The organism is Ruegeria sp. CDSC052 (genome assembly GCF_059610685.1).
Genome location: NZ_JBXWOB010000001.1, coordinates 881,520 through 896,921 on the forward strand (window position 1 = coordinate 881,520; position 15,402 = coordinate 896,921).

The following is a 15,402-nucleotide window of genomic DNA, read 5'->3' on the forward strand; positions in this document are numbered from 1 at the left end:
AGTGCGGTCTTCCCGCAAACAAGCGACACGCTTGGAAACAAAAGCGCGCCAGCGAATGCTAGCGCGCCATCAAAGGGCTGTCACGCCCCGAGATGAAAAATGCAACAGATTGGCGCAGTTACGCGCGTCCCTTCAAATGTTTGGCCAAGGCACCTGCGTTTTTCTTACGCCGTCCCTTATAAGGGTTCTTGTCTCCCTGTCCGCGCAAGGTCAGTCGGATGGGGGTCCCGGGCATATCGAAACTCTCACGCAGGCCGTTGACCAGATAACGGTTATAGCTTTCAGGCATCTTGTCGGGGTGCGAACACATAACCACGAATCCAGGGGGGCGGGTTTTGGCCTGTGTCATATACCGCAGCTTGATCCGGCGACCCTGCGGCGCTGGCGGCGGGTGCTGTTCCAGCATTGCGATCAACCAACGGTTCAAAGCAGCAGTCGGCACACGCCGGTTCCAGATATCATGGGCGCGTAGGATAGCAGCACGCAGGCGCTCAAGCCCCCGCCCTGTTTTGGCGGAAACCGTGACCAGTGGCGCGCCGCGCAACTGCGGCAGAAGACGTTCGAACGATTCTTTCAGATCGCGCAGTTTTTCCTGCTTGTCCTCTTCGATATCCCATTTGTTAATGGCGACAACGACGGCTCGGCCCTCGCGTTCGGCCAGATCCGCGATGCGCAGATCCTGCTGTTCAAACGGAATCGCCGCATCCAGCAACACCACCACAACCTCGGCAAATTTTACTGCACGCAAACCATCCGATACAGAAAGCTTCTCAAGTTTTTCCTGTACCTTGGCTTTTTTGCGCATCCCCGCCGTATCGAAGATCCGCATCGGCGTGCTTTCACCCTCGGGGTCGGCCCAGTCGATCCGCAGGCTGATTGCATCGCGTGTGATCCCGGCCTCGGGTCCGGTCAACAAGCGATCTTCGCCAACGATCTTGTTGATCAGGGTGGATTTTCCGGCATTCGGGCGACCAACAACGGCAACTTGCAACGGCTTGGCGTCGGTAATCAACGGGGTTACGGCTTCGCCGTCTTCATCAAGCTCGATATCAGTCACGGGCGCTTCTTCGATCGCTTTTTCCGCAGCAGCATCCGCCAGAGGCATCAGATGTGCGTAAAGATCGGTCATCCCTTCGCCATGTTCACCCGACAGGCGGACCGGCTCGCCCAGACCCAGATTATAAGCTTCGAGCACACCGGCATCAGCCGCCGAACCTTCGGCTTTGTTGGCCGCAAGGATCACGTGTTTCGATCGTTTGCGCAGAATCTCGGCAAACATCTCATCTGTGGGCGTCAACCCCACACGCGCGTCGATCATGAACAGGCACACATCAGCCATGTCCACGGCGCGCTCGGTCAGGCGTCGCATCCGGCCTTCAAGGCTGTCGTCTGTCGCATCCTCAAGACCCGCCGTATCAATAACGGTAAAGCGCAGATCGCCCAGACGCGCTTCGCCTTCGCGCAAATCGCGCGTAACACCTGGCTGGTCGTCGACCAATGCCAGTCGTTTGCCGACGAGGCGGTTGAACAAAGTGGATTTGCCCACATTGGGGCGCCCCACGATAGCGAGGGTCAGGGACATGTTACTCAACTTTCAAGACTCAGACGCGCCCTTTAGCGCATCTTGTCGTCAACGGAAAGCGTGCAGTTCACCTTTGGTCGAAACGACGTACAAGGTTTGCCCGGCAACAACTGGCGCCGTAGTGGCACCGCCGGGAACCTCGACGCGGTGAACCAGCGTGCCGTCGAGCGGGTTATAGAACCTTAGATAACCATCGTTCGATGCAACAACGATACGCCCACCAGCCATGATCGGCCCGTAATGCGCATAGATTGCGCCACGCCGACCGGGCTTGTCCTTGACGAATCCAGGCAAGTCCTGCGCCCACACAATCGAGCCATCCGAGGCATCCAGACGCACCAACTGACTGCGATCACTAATCAGGAAGATGCTGTTTCCAGCCGGCCAAACCGTATCAACGGCGCCTTCATCCGCGGTCCATCTCCGCTCACCCGAAGTGGAATCGAATGCCACGGTGCGGCCTGAATGGTTGCCGATATAGATGGTATCGCCGACCACCATCGGACCGCCTGTTACGTCAACGATCTGCGCTGCGGCGCGCCCGCGACGCCCACCAGCAACCGACGCGTTCCAGCGGCGAATACCACCTCTGCGGAAGGTTGCAGCTATATCGCCCGAGCCAAATGCAAACACCGAGAAATCCGAGGCAATCACCGGCGCAGGCGCGCCCAACACATTGCCAACGCTTGGGGTGCCCTGAACCTGCCAGAGGATGCGCCCATCTTTTGTATCAATCGTCCATCCGATTTCATCTCCGGCGACAAGATACAGCAGGCCATCATTGATCAGAGGTGAGCCGCTGCCCGTAGCATTCAGGCGCTTTTGCCAACGAATGGCACCGGATTTGCCATCCAGAGCGGTCAGGCGACCAAAACCAGAAGACACATAAAGAACGCCATTGGCATAGGCCAATCCACCGCCAGTTGCATCCGAATCCCCGTCGGTGCCAGGGATTAGATCTGTACTCCAGGCAACCTGCCCCTGCGGTGAGACCGCTGAAACGGTCGCTCCGGAATCCAGCGTGTAGACCAAACCACCTGCAACGACCGGCTCGGCCGTGATGCGCTGCTTGCGCGAATCTCCATCACCGATCGACGTTGACCACAGTTTCTGTGGAGTATTACGCAAAGAGGCATTTGTCGTCCGATACGCAGCGGTTCCCGGGCTTTGCGACCAGTTGGCATTGGCCGTCTGGGCGGGAAGGCTGATTGGCTTGGCCCCCTGGGTCTCAACCGTTTCATTGTCGGATGTGGGTCGGATGTCCTCACGAGCTCCGGGCAGGATGACCTCGGGCTCCTGACAAGCCGCCAGCAATGTCAGGGAAACAACCGCGACCGGCAACCCAATACGGGGGAAGAGACTAATCACCATGATACTCCGAACTTGCCTGTCATTTATTTTCTACCGGTTCAGCTTTGCCGTGCGACCAGCGGTTCCGGTTCACCACCCAGCGCAACAATCAACTGTGTTGCACGTTGCTGCAGATCTACGCCGATTTCAGCGTCCTGCCGCATTGCCTGCAAACGGGAAATGGCGGCATCGACTTGACCTTCGGACACTTCGATCAGTGCCAGTTGCTCCTCTGCCAGCAACCGCAATGGGGCTCCAGGCACGGCCAGCGCTTCGAATTGCTGACGCCGGTCTGCTACCGGCATTGTCTCGCTTTGCAGCAGCAAAGCCTTGAAGGTCGCGATGGCCCGGTAAATTTCAGGCAGATCACCCTGAACCGCAATGGCGTTCAGACTCTCAACAGCGCCCTGCCCGGACTCGATTTCGGTCTGCGAGGCAGAAAGCAGCATCTTGACAATCGCATCTCCACCGGGTGTTGGTGCAGGTACCAAGGCAAGATCATCGGCACGATCGGCGGACTCATTCTGTGCCATAGCGGCCAGAATCGCATCTCCCAGATCCTGTGCCTGACTGGTTGCGCGCGCCTTGCGCAGTTCGTTGAACGCGGCACCACCAACGATCAGAACAACCGCCACTACGCCAACCCAACCCCAACGGCGCAAAAGCAAGAACAGGCGGTCGCGGCGCACCTCTTCGGTCACCTCATCAATGAAACTGTCGACGTCGCTCATCCCTGCTCCCCGGGCTTGTATTCTGTGATATTGGGCAATGTCATACCCCGCTGCCATTGCCAAGCCAAGGGTCCGATTTCATACAATTCCCCCACCTGCGGATACCCTTGCAGAAAAAAGTGAACCGAACTATTCAGTTTAGTGTAGAAAAGATGAGGCCCCGCCCCCATTTCTAAGCATGCGCGCCGAGGGACAGTCGGCAAAGAATTCTGGGAGAGACCCTGTATGCGTTTGATTTCATTCGTAAACGCCTTTTTGGTGATTGTTGCCTTGTTCTATTTGGTATTCGAAAGGGATGCATTATTAGCATTCGCCGGCCGCGATGATTCAAACCCGGGCACTACGTCCGAGGCAGAATCTTCTGAAATTCCCGCAGAGGATCGGCACGTAATCCGTGTAGTTGCACAGCGCTCTGTCGCCCGCGAAGTAGACAGTGCAGTGACTCTGCGTGGACAAACCAGAGCAAACCGCGAGGTCGAAGTTCTGGCCGAAACGACGTCAACTGTCGTATCAGAACCCAAGCGCAAGGGCAGTTTTGTCGAAGCCGGTGATTTGTTATGTGAGCTGGATCCAGGCACCCGTCCGGCAAGCCTGGCCGAAGCAGCAGCCGCCAAGCTTGAAGCCAAAAGCCGGGTGCCCGAAGCCGAAGCGCGTCTGCTGGAGGCACATGCGCGCGTAGCCGAAGCCGAAATCAACTTGAAAGCCGCACGAAAGCTATCAGAGACCGGTTTTGGGTCGGAAACCCGCAGGATTTCCAGCGAGGCAGAAATGAGTACAGCCCAGGCTGGTATCAAAAGCGCCGAAGCCGGGCTGGAAGCAACACGCGCCGGTATCGAAGCGGCATCAGCCGAAGTCGAGGCAGCCGAACGTGAAATCGAACGCCAGACGATCGAAGCTCCATTCAAGGGTCTCTTAGAAAGTGACACAGCTGAGCTTGGAAGCCTGATGCAACCAGGGTCGCTGTGTGCGACTGTGATCCAGTTGGACCCAATCAAGTTGGTCGGGTTTGTTCCCGAGGCAGATGTAAACCGGATCATCGTAGGGTCCGAGGCTTCGGCCCAGCTGATCTCGGGGCTTCAGGTCTCTGGGCGGGTCACCTTCCTTAGCCGGTCGGCCGATGAGACCACCCGAACCTTTGAGGTCGAGATTACCGTTCCTAACTCCGACCTGACAATTCGGGACGGTCAGACTGCAGACATCCGAATCTCGGCTGAAGGGACCAAGGCACATCTGCTGCCTCAGTCCGCACTGACGCTGAATAACGATGGAAAAGTTGGTGTACGGACCGTTGGAAATGGGAACATTGTGGATTTCCTGCCGGTCACTTTGTTGCGCGACACCTCCGAAGGTGTCTGGGTCGACGGGTTGCCGGAAACGGCGGACATCATCATTGTCGGGCAAGAATTCGTGACTCGCGGCGTGATGGTTGAGCCAACTTATCGGGATGCAGTGCAATGACCGGAATAGTAAGCTGGGCCGCTGGCCGAGCCCGAATGGTTCTGGCATTTATCGCGATTTCCTTGATCGTAGGTGGATACGCCTATGTTGGCCTGCCGAAAGAAGGTGAGCCGGATATCGAAATCCCTGCGCTTTTCGTCTCGGTTCAGTTCCCCGGCATTTCCGCTGAAGACTCGGAAAACCTGCTAGTCAAGCCGATGGAAACCGAGCTGGCTGATCTGGACGGTCTCAAAGAAATGACGTCGACGGCTGCCGAAGGCTATGCCGGTGTCGCGCTGGAGTTCGATTTTGGATGGGACAAGACGGCGATCATGGCCGATGTCCGCGACGCCATGAACAGTGCCCAGGCCGATTTTCCTGAAGGGGCTGAGCAATATACCCTGACCGAGATCAACTTTTCTGAATTCCCGATTGTGATTGTCAATCTGACCGGGGCTGTTCCTGAAAGAACAATGGCCCGTGTCGCCAAAGACTTGCAGGATGATCTGGAAGCATTGGATTCCGTGCTTGAGGCAGGGATAGCCGGCAATCGAGACGAATTGCTAGAGGTGATCATCGACCCGCTGCGGCTGGAAGCGTATAACGTTACCGCCGCCGAGCTGATCAATGTTGTTCAGAACAACAACCAGCTGATCGCCGCTGGTGAGGTGGAAACCGATCAAGGCACCTTCTCGGTCAAGATCCCTTCGTCTTTCAAGACCGCCCAGGACGTGTATGACCTACCCGTCAAGGTCAATGGCGACCGCGTCGTGACCATGGGCGAGCTGGCGCAAATCAACTATACTTTCGAAGATCGCGAAGGCACCGCCCGCTTCAACGGCGAGGCCACCGTGGCACTGCAGGTCGTCAAACGCAAAGGCTATAACCTGATCGACACGGTCGACGAGGTCAAAGCCTCTATCGCAGCGGCCCAATCCAAATGGCCAGCCGAGATGCAGGCGGCGATCAAACTGGGCACCTCGAACGACCAGAGCCGGATCGTAGGGTCGATGGTCAGCCAGCTTGAGGGTTCGGTTCTTACCGCTATTGCGCTGGTTATGATTGTCATTCTGGCCTCGCTTGGGACCCGTGCCGCCCTGCTGGTGGGTTTTGCGATTCCAACCTCATTCCTGCTGTGCTTTGCATTCCTTGCGGTGATGGGGGTCAGCATTTCGAACATCGTCATGTTCGGTTTGATTCTTGCGGTCGGAATGCTGGTCGACGGGGCCATCGTGGTGGTTGAATATGCCGACAAGCGGATCAACGAGGGCGTGGGTCCCATGCATGCCTATGTCGAAGCCGCACAACGGATGTTCTGGCCGATCGTATCCTCGACAGCTACGACATTATGCGCCTTCTTGCCTATGCTCTTTTGGCCCGGCGTTCCGGGCGAATTCATGGGGATGCTGCCAGTTACGCTGATATTCGTTTTGTCGGCGTCGTTGATCGTTGCACTGATCTACCTGCCCGTGATGGGCGGCGTTTCCGGCCGCCTCAGCCGCGTGTTTGACCGGTCGTCGAACTGGCTGAGGGCGCGAACAGCCTGGTGGGTTCGGGCAGCGATGGTTCCCCCGTCGTTATACCTGATCTTCCTGGGGGCGATGCAGACACTGAACCCGAATTACCTGGTCGATTCAGGTAGTTCAGTTCTTGGAATGATCCTGTTCATGCTAGGTGCGTTTGCCGGGTCGGTCACCCTGAGCGCGGCAAAAATCGAACGCGCCCCGGTTGAGCATGTACAGACCAGCCGCGAACACACACGCTTTGGGCATGTGGTGAAGTTCCTTGTGGGCAACCCGGTCATGCCGCTTGTGTCAATCCTTGTGATTGGCTTCGCCGTGTATCTGGTCATGACGGCATTTGGGGAAAACAACCGCGGAGTTGAATTCTTCGTTGAAAGCGAACCAGAGCAGGCCACGGCCTATGTCCGTGCGCGCGGCAATATCTCTTTGGCCGAAAAGGACCAGATGGTACTCGCCGCAGAAGAGATTATCAGTGCGCACCCGGCTGTTATCAACGTCTTTGCATTCGCTGGTGAAGGTGGTTTGGACACCGGTGGACCTGGTGGCCAATCCCCGGCGGATACCGTTGGTCAGGTTCAGTTCGAAATCATCCCTTGGGAAGACAGACCGAACGTCTCGGAACCGATTTTCGGAGGATTGTTGGACCGGCACACAGTAGCGCCAGACTATGACGGCGACTATGTTCTGGAAGAGTTGAACAGGGAGCTTGCGCAGCTACCGGGGATCATCGTTGAGACCTTGCCGCTTGAGCAAGGGCCAGGCTCTTCCAAACCTGTCCATCTGCGGATCAAGGCCGATGGCTGGCAAGAGCTGACATCAGCCACCTTGGCCGCGCGTGAGACATTCGACGCCACCCCGGGCCTTATCAAGATCGAAGATACTCTGCCCCTGCCCGGCATCGACTGGCAGATTGACGTTGATGTCGCCAAGGCAGGCCGATTTGGCGCAGACGTAGCCACTGTCGGTGCGATGGTACAGCTTGTTACGCGTGGCCTTTTGCTGGGCGAAATGCGCCCGGACAACGTGGATGATGAAATCGAAATCCGTGTTCGCCTGCCTGATCAGGATCGTGTCTTGTCAACGCTTGACACGCTCAAGGTCCGCACGGTCGATGGTTTGGTGCCACTGTCCAACTTTGTCTCGCGCAAACCAGTCGCCAAACTGGCCGAAATCAACCGTGTCGATCAGGAACGTTATTTTGACGTGAAGGCGGATGTTGAGCCCGGCCTGAGCAATGTTGTGGTCACAGGACCGGATGGCGCCGATCAAAGATTGGCAGTGGTGCGTGAACTCGCAGAGGATGAAATCCCAACAGCTACCGCATTGGCATTTCCCGATGGGACTCAGTTCGAATTGATCATGCTGACCGAGGCAGAAAGCACCGATGATTTGCGCACGCTGATCGAATCCGGTGACGCGCGCACCAGTCTGATTAACCCGAACGAACGGATTGTTGTGTTGACTGAATGGCTGGAAACCGATCCTTTTGGCAGTTCCGTCAGCTGGACATGGACAGGTGATCAGGAGGATCAGGCCGAATCCGGGGCGTTTCTTGTGAATGCCTTTATGGGCGCGTTGGGGCTGATGTTCGTTATTCTGCTCGCGCAGTTCAACTCGTTCTACAATTCGATCCTAGTTCTGCTGGCCGTGGTACTGTCCACAACAGGTGTTCTGATCGGTATGATGGTGATGCAACAGCCCTTCTCGATCATCATGACAGGAACGGGTATTGTGGCTCTGGCAGGGATCGTGGTGAACAACAACATTGTTCTGATCGACACCTATCAGGAATATAGCCAGTACATGCCAAGGATCGAGGCGATCATACGCACCGCCGAGGCACGCATTCGTCCGGTTCTGTTGACCACACTCACCACGATGGCTGGCCTTACCCCGATGATGTTCGGGCTGTCGCTGGACTTTATCAACGGCGGGTATTCGATCAACAGCCCCACAGCGCTGTGGTGGAAACAGCTGGCAACCGCAGTTGTCTTTGGCCTTGGTATCGCGACGGTACTGACGCTGATCGTGACGCCTTCGCTTTTGGCTATGCGGGTCTGGGTGACAACCTATGCCATCTGGTTGGGTAAGATTTTGGCTCGTGCTACAGCGGGAAAATCCAGCCAGGTGGCGCTGGATATGGCCATCGGTAAAGCCGCGATGAATGCTCAGGCAACCGAAATGGTCTGGGATGATGAGCTGCGTACCGACGATCCGAGCGCTGACAGTTCTGGGAAAGAACCGACCGGTTCACCGCTGAAAGCAGCCGAATAAAGAGCAACAGGGTTGGGCAATCCAGCCCTGTTTTACTCGCGCGTCCAGGTTTGATGCGCACAAATGTGATGTTCACACCCTTTGACCATCAGAGTGTCACCCTTCAGCGTCATTTGCGGAACTGCATCAACATCCACTAACGGTACCCAGAATTCACCCCCGCCATATTTGCCACCGCCTTGGCTGCCGACATCCCAGAACAGTTTCTTTCCGATATTCGGCGTCTGTACTGCTTTTCCGCTGGCGTCATATGCAGATAAAATCTGACCACAGAACTTGTCACCGCAGGCTGTAATTTTGATGTCAGAGACGAGGTTCTTTCGGTCCGGCTCGGTCTTCCAAATTCCGATGATGGGGTCTCCAAGCGCATAGACCGGTGTAAGTGTGGCAATTGCCGCTATGGCTGGCACAATGAACTTGCGGAAATATTTATGCATAACAATACCTCAGATGCGTGATCTGTAGTGTAACATAGTTTGGGCCGCCTATCAGGCCGCCTGCATATCCGATTGCTGGCGATTCCAAAGCTGGGCATAACGCCCCTCACGTTTCAGCAATTCATCATGCGTGCCCTGCTCCAGGATTTTGCCACGCTCTAGCACTACAATACTGTCTGCCTCGGCGATTGTGCTCAGGCGATGGGCAATCGTCAGAACCGTACGCCCCTCGCCCGCATGGGCCAAAGCATCCTTGATGTCTTGTTCGGTATCTGTGTCCAGCGCCGATGTTGCCTCGTCCAGCAAAAGGATCGGCGGGTTTTTCAGCAGCGTTCTGGCAATACCGACCCGCTGCTTTTCCCCACCCGACAGCTTTAGCCCGCGCTCACCGACTGTGGTGTCATAGCCTTCGGGCAACGTGACTATGAAATCGTGGATCTGGGCAGCCCGGGCGGCGGCTTCGACATCTTCCTGCGTGGCCCCGTCGCGTCCATAGGCAATGTTATAGCGAATGGTATCGTTAAACAGCACGGTATCCTGCGGCACCACTCCGATTGCCGCGTGCAGGCTGGTCTGCGTGACGTCGCGCACATCCTGCCCATCAATTTTCAGCGCACCCCCGGTGACATCGTAGAACCGGAACAGCAACCGACCGATGGTGGATTTACCCGACCCCGTCGCACCCACAATCGCTACGGTTTGGCCCGCAGGAATGGTTAGGGAAACACCTTTGAGAATTTCCCGCTCAGCATCATATCCGAATTGTACATCATGCAAGGTAACCTCACCCCCTGTTACATCTAGATCCGGTGCATCGGTCTTGTCGACCACTTCGGCGGGTTGTTCCAACAGGTCAAACATCTGGCCCATATCGACCAGAGATTGGCGGATTTCCCGATACACCGTACCCAAAAAATTCAGCGGTACGGTAATCTGGATCATATAGGCGTTGACCATAACGAAATCGCCCACGGTCAGCGTCCCGGCCTGCACCCCAATGGCTGCCAAGACCATTACACCGATCAATCCGCAGGTGATCAGAAAGGACTGCCCGAAATTTAGAAACGCCAGAGAATACGCCGTCTTGAGAGCCGCCCCCGCATAGGCTTTCATTGACACATCATACCGTTCAGCTTCACGCGTTTCGGCATTGAAATACTTGACGGTTTCAAAATTCAGCAGGCTGTCGATGGCGCGCTGGTTCGCCTCGGTATCCTGATCATTCATCTCGCGGCGCAGTTTCACGCGCCACTCGGTCACCGCAAATGTGAACCAGATATACAGCGCGATCGTTGCCGCGACGACCACCAGATACCAGACATCAAACAGCCACATCAGAATGATCGCAACAAGCAGCAGTTCAAGGATCAAAGGCCCGATGGAAAACAGCAGGAAACGCAAGAGGAACTCGACCCCTTTTACGCCGCGCTCGATAATACGGCTCAGACCGCCCGTGCGCCGCGTCACGTGATAGCGCATCGACAACTGGTGGATATGCTGGAAAGTTTCCAATGCCAGTGCGCGCAATGCCCGCTGCCCGACAGGAGCAAAGGCCGCATCCCGCAACTGCTGCAAACCAACAGTCATCATGCGCGCGACACCATATGCCACCGTCAACCCAACAGCACCCAGCGCTACGGGGGGAACGCCCTCGCCCGCCAGGCTATCAACCGCGCCTTTGTACAAAATCGGGGTGTAGACCGCGATCAACTTGGCCAGAACCAACATGCCCATAGCAATCAGAACGCGGCGCTTAACCCAGGGCTCATCCTCGGGCCAGAGATAAGGCGCAACTTTCCGGATTGTACGCCAGCCAGAGCTGCGCGCGTCCAATTTTGGGATATTGTCGGAATTCATCGGGGCTACTCGTCTCTTCACGTACCGGAACTGCGGTCAGAGAGTGCCCCTGACCCCGGAAGGTCAGAGGTACAGGATTATTCCGGAATGGTGAATACCTGCCCCGGATAGATCAGATCCGGGTCGCGGATCGCGCCTCGGTTGGCCTCGAACAGTTTGACATACAAGACACCATCGCCAAATCGTTCCCGAGAGATAGCCCAAAGCGTATCACCCTTTTGTACTGTAACCGAACGGATGGCCGGTGTTTCCTGAGAGGGTGCAGGCCCATCGTCCACTTCGGCCACGCTCAGAACTTCTAGAGGCTCACGCTTGAACGGGGTTTCCAGACGGCTTTTAACCGTGCCGTCCGAGGCAACCTCATCCACACGCAGCGTATACACACCGGGATCAATGCCTTCGATCTCGCTGCGCCATTTTCCATCATCCGTGGGCTGCATATCGGCGACCAGTTGGTTGTCCAGGTACACGCGTACCGCGGAACCATCAGCCACGCGGCCGGTCAGCTCGACCTCACCCGTGTCTGAATACCCGATCGTATCCAACGCAACCTGATCAGGTTCGGTGCTCTGAGGCGTCGCAGGTTGGACAAGCTCGACCCCGTCTTCCCCCGATCGCAGGATCGCAACCTGTTGTCCTTGCGTGGAATCTGTCGTTTCTTCGGAAGATGTGTCGTCGGTTTGAGCGACCTGCCCCGCCTCGGTTTCGTCGCCGCCTGCGGATTCGTCGGCTGCGGTGGTTTCTGCAGTATCGACCGATGCGACCTCTGGTTCAGGTTCGGGCAATGCCGCAATCAGATAGTCATCAGAGCGTACAGGTTGATCGACCCCATCGGTTTCCAGCGTCAGACCGCGTGCGGCGGTGGAAAACGGAATGGACACGAATTCTGCAAACTGGCCGCTGTCATCAACGGTAAAGCTGTGAACTGCCTCACCGCCCAGCAATACCCGCACCTTGGCGCCGGGTTCTGCATTTCCGGACAGAACAGCATTCCCGTCAGGCTCAACAAAGATCTGATCCAGGACCGGAGGTGCAACTTCGGCAACATCCGCTACCGGTTCAGCAGTTTCGTCCGCCCCTTCTGTCGACGCCTCGGCTTCTATCGTATCCGTATCCGTATCGTCGGTCTGCGGGGCATCCCCTGTGTCGGAAGCTACAGAGGTGTTCTCTGACGCATCCTCCGCCACATCTGTTTGCGGCGCTGGGTCCAGAGGTGTGCGATCAAACGCGCCGGAAAAATACGCGCCGCCTGCGCCTAACAGAACCAGCAAACCGGCGATCACCCCCCAGGTGAAAGATCCGGAGCCTTCGCTACCCGAATTGGAATCCATACTCTTCCTTTCACTCCGCAGCGCAAATGCCTTATCTGCAACGCAATCTGCCTGACGGTTGAGCCAATCTATCAATACCGCTATCACGGGTCAAAACCCCAGATACAACCCCGGAGAACCCTCCCGATGTCTCAGAAATCCGTCTGTGTGTATTGCGGGTCACGCAATGGCGCCCAAACCAGCTATTCCGACGCCGCCCGGTCCTTTGGCCAGCTTCTGGCGCAGGAGGACTGGCGGCTGGTCTATGGTGCTGGCGATGTGGGCCTGATGGGCGAAGTTGCGCGCGCAGCGCAATCCGCCGGAGGCGACACATTCGGCGTAATTCCCGTTCACCTGTTAAAGCGCGAGGTCGGCAAGACCGACCTGACCCGTTTCGTGATTACCGAAACGATGCACGAGCGGAAAAAGGTCATGATCATGAACGCCGATGCTGTGGTCGTCCTACCGGGTGGTCCGGGTTCACTGGACGAATTGTTCGAAGCCCTGACATGGCGACAGTTGGGTCTGCACGACAAACCCATTCTGGTCATGAATGTTGATGGATATTGGGATGCCCTTCATGATCTTGTGCAGCAGGTCATCGGCCAGGGATTTGCGGACACATCTCTGGCCGATTTCATAACGTGGGTCGACAGCCCGGAAACGGCTATGTCGACACTGAGGGCGATGCTGGTCCTGCATAAGGGCTAGTCGGGCAGTATGGTCCGTCCGCAGATCGCCGGATACTCAACTGGCTGGTTTTAGACGGCTGATCAGAACCTGTTCCACTTTGTTCAGCGGGTGGTTGGTCAGGGCCTTATCAACCTCGGCCACCACTTTCCTTAAGACTTCGCTGTGCAGGCGGCGACGCAGAAGGCCCAGAACATGGGGGCTGGCGACCAAAACCAGGCTTTTATATGCGCCCTTCAAACCTTTGCGATTCAACAGATTCGCCACATCCTGCACGAACAGAGACTTGGCCTGCGATTTCCACTTGGGTTCTTCAACGGCAGATTTCTGATTGGGCCCATTGTCAGAGCGCCGCCCTGCCCGATCCGAAGGCCTGGCACCTGGGCCATCGCTTTCTTCGACCGCGACAACCACCAGATTGGGGTCTTCGGCATCCGTGATATTCTCCATGAACAGCGCCTTTTCCCCGTCGGCGATGACAATCCATGTTCCCTGCGTTAATGCGACCATTGTGATCTCCTGATTTGGTTTTCTGAGACCATCCCTCATCTTTCAGGCACGGCTAACCATTTGCGCAACTTTGTTTTTCGCTGCGCCGCCTGGAATTTTTTCAAGTGATTTGCGGCTCTCTCCTCCGCCACACTTAAAGTAAGCACTGCGCGCCGTCTTACAATCCGGCCGGACCGCGAAACTGCGGCTATAGGCGGGTTTTCACCGGTTAGGAGAACAGTTCGATTACCGTAATTTCGGGCGTTACACCAAAACGCACGGGCAGGATCGAACATCCGATACCCCCGGACACGACCAGATCACGATTGCCTTCGCGCACGTGACCATAGGCATAGCGATTGCCGAATTTCGAGGGCACCACCGGCGACCAGCCAAACAGCCGTACCTGCCCTCCATGAGTATGACCTGACAGGGTCAGGGCCACGCGATCAGGAACTTTGGGGAAGATATCCGGTTCATGCGCCATCATCACCACCGGGGCATCATCCGTGATCTGCCCAAGCGTCGCAGGCAGGTCATCCAGCCCTTGGTATCGACCATTGCCCGTATAAATCGCCAACTGATCTTCGAGGCCTGCAAGCCAAATCCCGGCACCATCCAGTTTGAAGGCCTCGTTTGAAAGCACCCGGATACCATTCCGCCTCAGCGCATCGCCGTACAGATTCGGCCCGCCCCTGCGCTTTTGGGCTGATCGGTCATCCCACCAATCGTGATTTCCCAGAACCGCATAGACACCATGCTTTGCCTGCAACCCGGACAACACCGGCGCCAGATCGGCAATTTTAACCGGTTGTAAATTTATCCTGTGCCCGGCGGCATAGTCACCCAACAGCAGGATAAGGTCAGGTGACAGAGCGTTTGTGCGCCGAACGATCTGCTGGACTCTTTTCAACCCCACATAGGGCTCACCCACATGCAGATCAGCCAGCACCGCGATCCGCAGCGGCGGTGCGGTCCAGTCCGCGCGCCGGATCCGCCACTTACGAACACGCAGGCGCAGCGCGGGTTCGATGAAGAAACCATACGTGGCAGCAAAAAGGCCTGCCAGCATCACTGCCAGCAGGCCCTTTATGAACCCTCTACGGGTCACTGGATCACATCCGCGAAGCGACGTTTTCCCAGTTCACCAGATTGTCGAGGAAGTTCGACAGGTACACCGGACGCTTGTTGCGGAAGTCGATGTAATAGGAATGCTCCCACACGTCGCAACCCAACAGAGCAGTCTGACCAAAGCACAGCGGGTTCACGCCGTTTTCGGTCTTGGTCACTGCCAACGAACCGTCCGCATTCTTGACCAGCCACGCCCAGCCCGAGCCGAACTGACCGGCACCAGCTGCGCTGAACTGCGACTTGAACTCGTCAACCGAGCCAAAGCATTCGACCAGCGCCTTTTCCAGCTCGCCAGGCATGGCGTTGTCGCCGGGGCCCATCATCTCCCAGAACTGGTTGTGGTTCCAAAGCTGACTGATGTTGTTGAAGATGCCGTTTTGCGCGACGGCATTTGCGTCGTAGGTGCCGGTGATGATTTCTTCCAGCGACTTGCCGTCCCACTCGGTACCGGCGATCAGCTTGTTGCCGTTGTCGACATAGGCCTTGTGGTGCAGGTCGTGGTGAAATTCCAATGTTTCGGCGGACATGCCCTTGGCTGCCAGCGCGTCGTGTGCATAAGGAAGATCAGGAAGTTCAAAAGCCATCTCGGCC

At 56.7% G+C, this 15,402-nt stretch carries 12 protein-coding genes; 3 read left to right on the top strand and 9 right to left on the bottom strand.

The features are described from left to right. Positions 1 to 118: 118 nt before the first annotated feature. Genes der through AC2FIM_RS04455 form a run of 3 tightly spaced genes read right to left on the bottom strand, consistent with a single transcriptional unit; the run spans position 119 to position 3,663 of the window. The gene (gene der, locus AC2FIM_RS04445; RefSeq protein ID WP_142633070.1) at positions 119 to 1,582 is read right to left on the bottom strand and encodes a ribosome biogenesis GTPase Der; all 1,464 of its coding nucleotides are present in this window, start codon (positions 1,580 to 1,582) and stop codon (positions 119 to 121) included. A 48-nt stretch (positions 1,583 to 1,630) separates the two neighbouring features. Beyond that, positions 1,631 to 2,953, bottom strand: a complete 1,323-nt coding sequence (locus AC2FIM_RS04450; RefSeq protein WP_271947724.1) for a PQQ-like beta-propeller repeat protein — start codon at positions 2,951 to 2,953, stop codon at positions 1,631 to 1,633. Positions 2,954 to 2,991: 38 nt separating this feature from the next. Then, on the bottom strand, positions 2,992 to 3,663 hold the full coding sequence (locus AC2FIM_RS04455; RefSeq protein WP_142633066.1) for a hypothetical protein: 672 nt from the start codon (positions 3,661 to 3,663) through the stop codon (positions 2,992 to 2,994). A gap of 225 nt (positions 3,664 to 3,888) precedes the next feature. Here AC2FIM_RS04455 and AC2FIM_RS04460 point away from each other — a divergent pair, with 225 nt between their 5' ends. Together AC2FIM_RS04460 and AC2FIM_RS04465 are read left to right on the top strand one after the other, a co-directional pair. Next, complete coding sequence (locus AC2FIM_RS04460; RefSeq protein ID WP_496677874.1) at positions 3,889 to 5,121, top strand: efflux RND transporter periplasmic adaptor subunit; 1,233 nt, start codon at positions 3,889 to 3,891, stop codon at positions 5,119 to 5,121. After that, the gene (locus tag AC2FIM_RS04465) at positions 5,118 to 8,897 is read left to right on the top strand and encodes an efflux RND transporter permease subunit (protein ID WP_496707910.1); all 3,780 of its coding nucleotides are present in this window, start codon (positions 5,118 to 5,120) and stop codon (positions 8,895 to 8,897) included. Before AC2FIM_RS04460 ends, AC2FIM_RS04465 begins: the two co-directional genes overlap by 4 nt. A gap of 32 nt (positions 8,898 to 8,929) precedes the next feature. On the opposite strand, the gene AC2FIM_RS04470 is transcribed toward AC2FIM_RS04465, so the two are convergent. The 3 genes from AC2FIM_RS04470 to AC2FIM_RS04480 form a co-directional block, all read right to left on the bottom strand. Continuing rightward, the gene (locus AC2FIM_RS04470; RefSeq protein ID WP_142633060.1) at positions 8,930 to 9,334 is read right to left on the bottom strand and encodes a DUF2147 domain-containing protein; all 405 of its coding nucleotides are present in this window, start codon (positions 9,332 to 9,334) and stop codon (positions 8,930 to 8,932) included. A gap of 51 nt (positions 9,335 to 9,385) precedes the next feature. After that, positions 9,386 to 11,191 carry an ABCB family ABC transporter ATP-binding protein/permease gene (locus AC2FIM_RS04475; RefSeq protein WP_142633058.1) on the bottom strand — a complete coding sequence of 602 codons (1,806 nt, stop codon included), beginning with the start codon at positions 11,189 to 11,191 and terminating at the stop codon, positions 9,386 to 9,388. Positions 11,192 to 11,268: 77 nt separating this feature from the next. Further along, entirely contained in the window at positions 11,269 to 12,522 is a 1,254-nt protein-coding gene (locus AC2FIM_RS04480; protein ID WP_271947741.1) for a LysM peptidoglycan-binding domain-containing protein, read from the bottom strand. A gap of 126 nt (positions 12,523 to 12,648) precedes the next feature. Here AC2FIM_RS04480 and AC2FIM_RS04485 point away from each other — a divergent pair, with 126 nt between their 5' ends. Further along, complete coding sequence (locus AC2FIM_RS04485) at positions 12,649 to 13,212, top strand: LOG family protein (RefSeq protein ID WP_496707909.1); 564 nt, start codon at positions 12,649 to 12,651, stop codon at positions 13,210 to 13,212. 36 nt (positions 13,213 to 13,248) lie between these two features. Here AC2FIM_RS04485 and AC2FIM_RS04490 read toward each other — a convergent pair whose 3' ends face one another. The 3 genes from AC2FIM_RS04490 to AC2FIM_RS04500 form a co-directional block, all read right to left on the bottom strand. Beyond that, the gene (locus tag AC2FIM_RS04490) at positions 13,249 to 13,701 is read right to left on the bottom strand and encodes a host attachment family protein (protein WP_496707908.1); all 453 of its coding nucleotides are present in this window, start codon (positions 13,699 to 13,701) and stop codon (positions 13,249 to 13,251) included. A gap of 208 nt (positions 13,702 to 13,909) precedes the next feature. Next, entirely contained in the window at positions 13,910 to 14,791 is an 882-nt protein-coding gene (locus tag AC2FIM_RS04495; protein ID WP_246097120.1) for a metallophosphoesterase, read from the bottom strand. Positions 14,792 to 14,795: 4 nt separating this feature from the next. Continuing rightward, complete coding sequence (locus AC2FIM_RS04500) at positions 14,796 to 15,395, bottom strand: superoxide dismutase (protein WP_142633050.1); 600 nt, start codon at positions 15,393 to 15,395, stop codon at positions 14,796 to 14,798. Positions 15,396 to 15,402 lie beyond the last annotated feature (7 nt).

Bases quoted from the DNA above. Each gene is read 5' to 3' on its own strand.
- der (WP_142633070.1), bottom strand. From the start codon at position 1,582: ATGTCCCTGACCCTCGCTATCGTGGGGCGCCCCAATGTGGGCAAATCC.
- AC2FIM_RS04450 (WP_271947724.1), bottom strand. From the start codon at position 2,953: ATGGTGATTAGTCTCTTCCCCCGTATTGGGTTGCCGGTCGCGGTTGTT.
- AC2FIM_RS04455 (WP_142633066.1), bottom strand. From the start codon at position 3,663: ATGAGCGACGTCGACAGTTTCATTGATGAGGTGACCGAAGAGGTGCGC.
- AC2FIM_RS04460 (WP_496677874.1), top strand. From the start codon at position 3,889: ATGCGTTTGATTTCATTCGTAAACGCCTTTTTGGTGATTGTTGCCTTG.
- AC2FIM_RS04465 (WP_496707910.1), top strand. From the start codon at position 5,118: ATGACCGGAATAGTAAGCTGGGCCGCTGGCCGAGCCCGAATGGTTCTG.
- AC2FIM_RS04470 (WP_142633060.1), bottom strand. From the start codon at position 9,334: ATGCATAAATATTTCCGCAAGTTCATTGTGCCAGCCATAGCGGCAATT.
- AC2FIM_RS04475 (WP_142633058.1), bottom strand. From the start codon at position 11,191: ATGAATTCCGACAATATCCCAAAATTGGACGCGCGCAGCTCTGGCTGG.
- AC2FIM_RS04480 (WP_271947741.1), bottom strand. From the start codon at position 12,522: ATGGATTCCAATTCGGGTAGCGAAGGCTCCGGATCTTTCACCTGGGGG.
- AC2FIM_RS04485 (WP_496707909.1), top strand. From the start codon at position 12,649: ATGTCTCAGAAATCCGTCTGTGTGTATTGCGGGTCACGCAATGGCGCC.
- AC2FIM_RS04490 (WP_496707908.1), bottom strand. From the start codon at position 13,701: ATGGTCGCATTAACGCAGGGAACATGGATTGTCATCGCCGACGGGGAA.
- AC2FIM_RS04500 (WP_142633050.1), bottom strand. From the start codon at position 15,395: ATGGCTTTTGAACTTCCTGATCTTCCTTATGCACACGACGCGCTGGCA.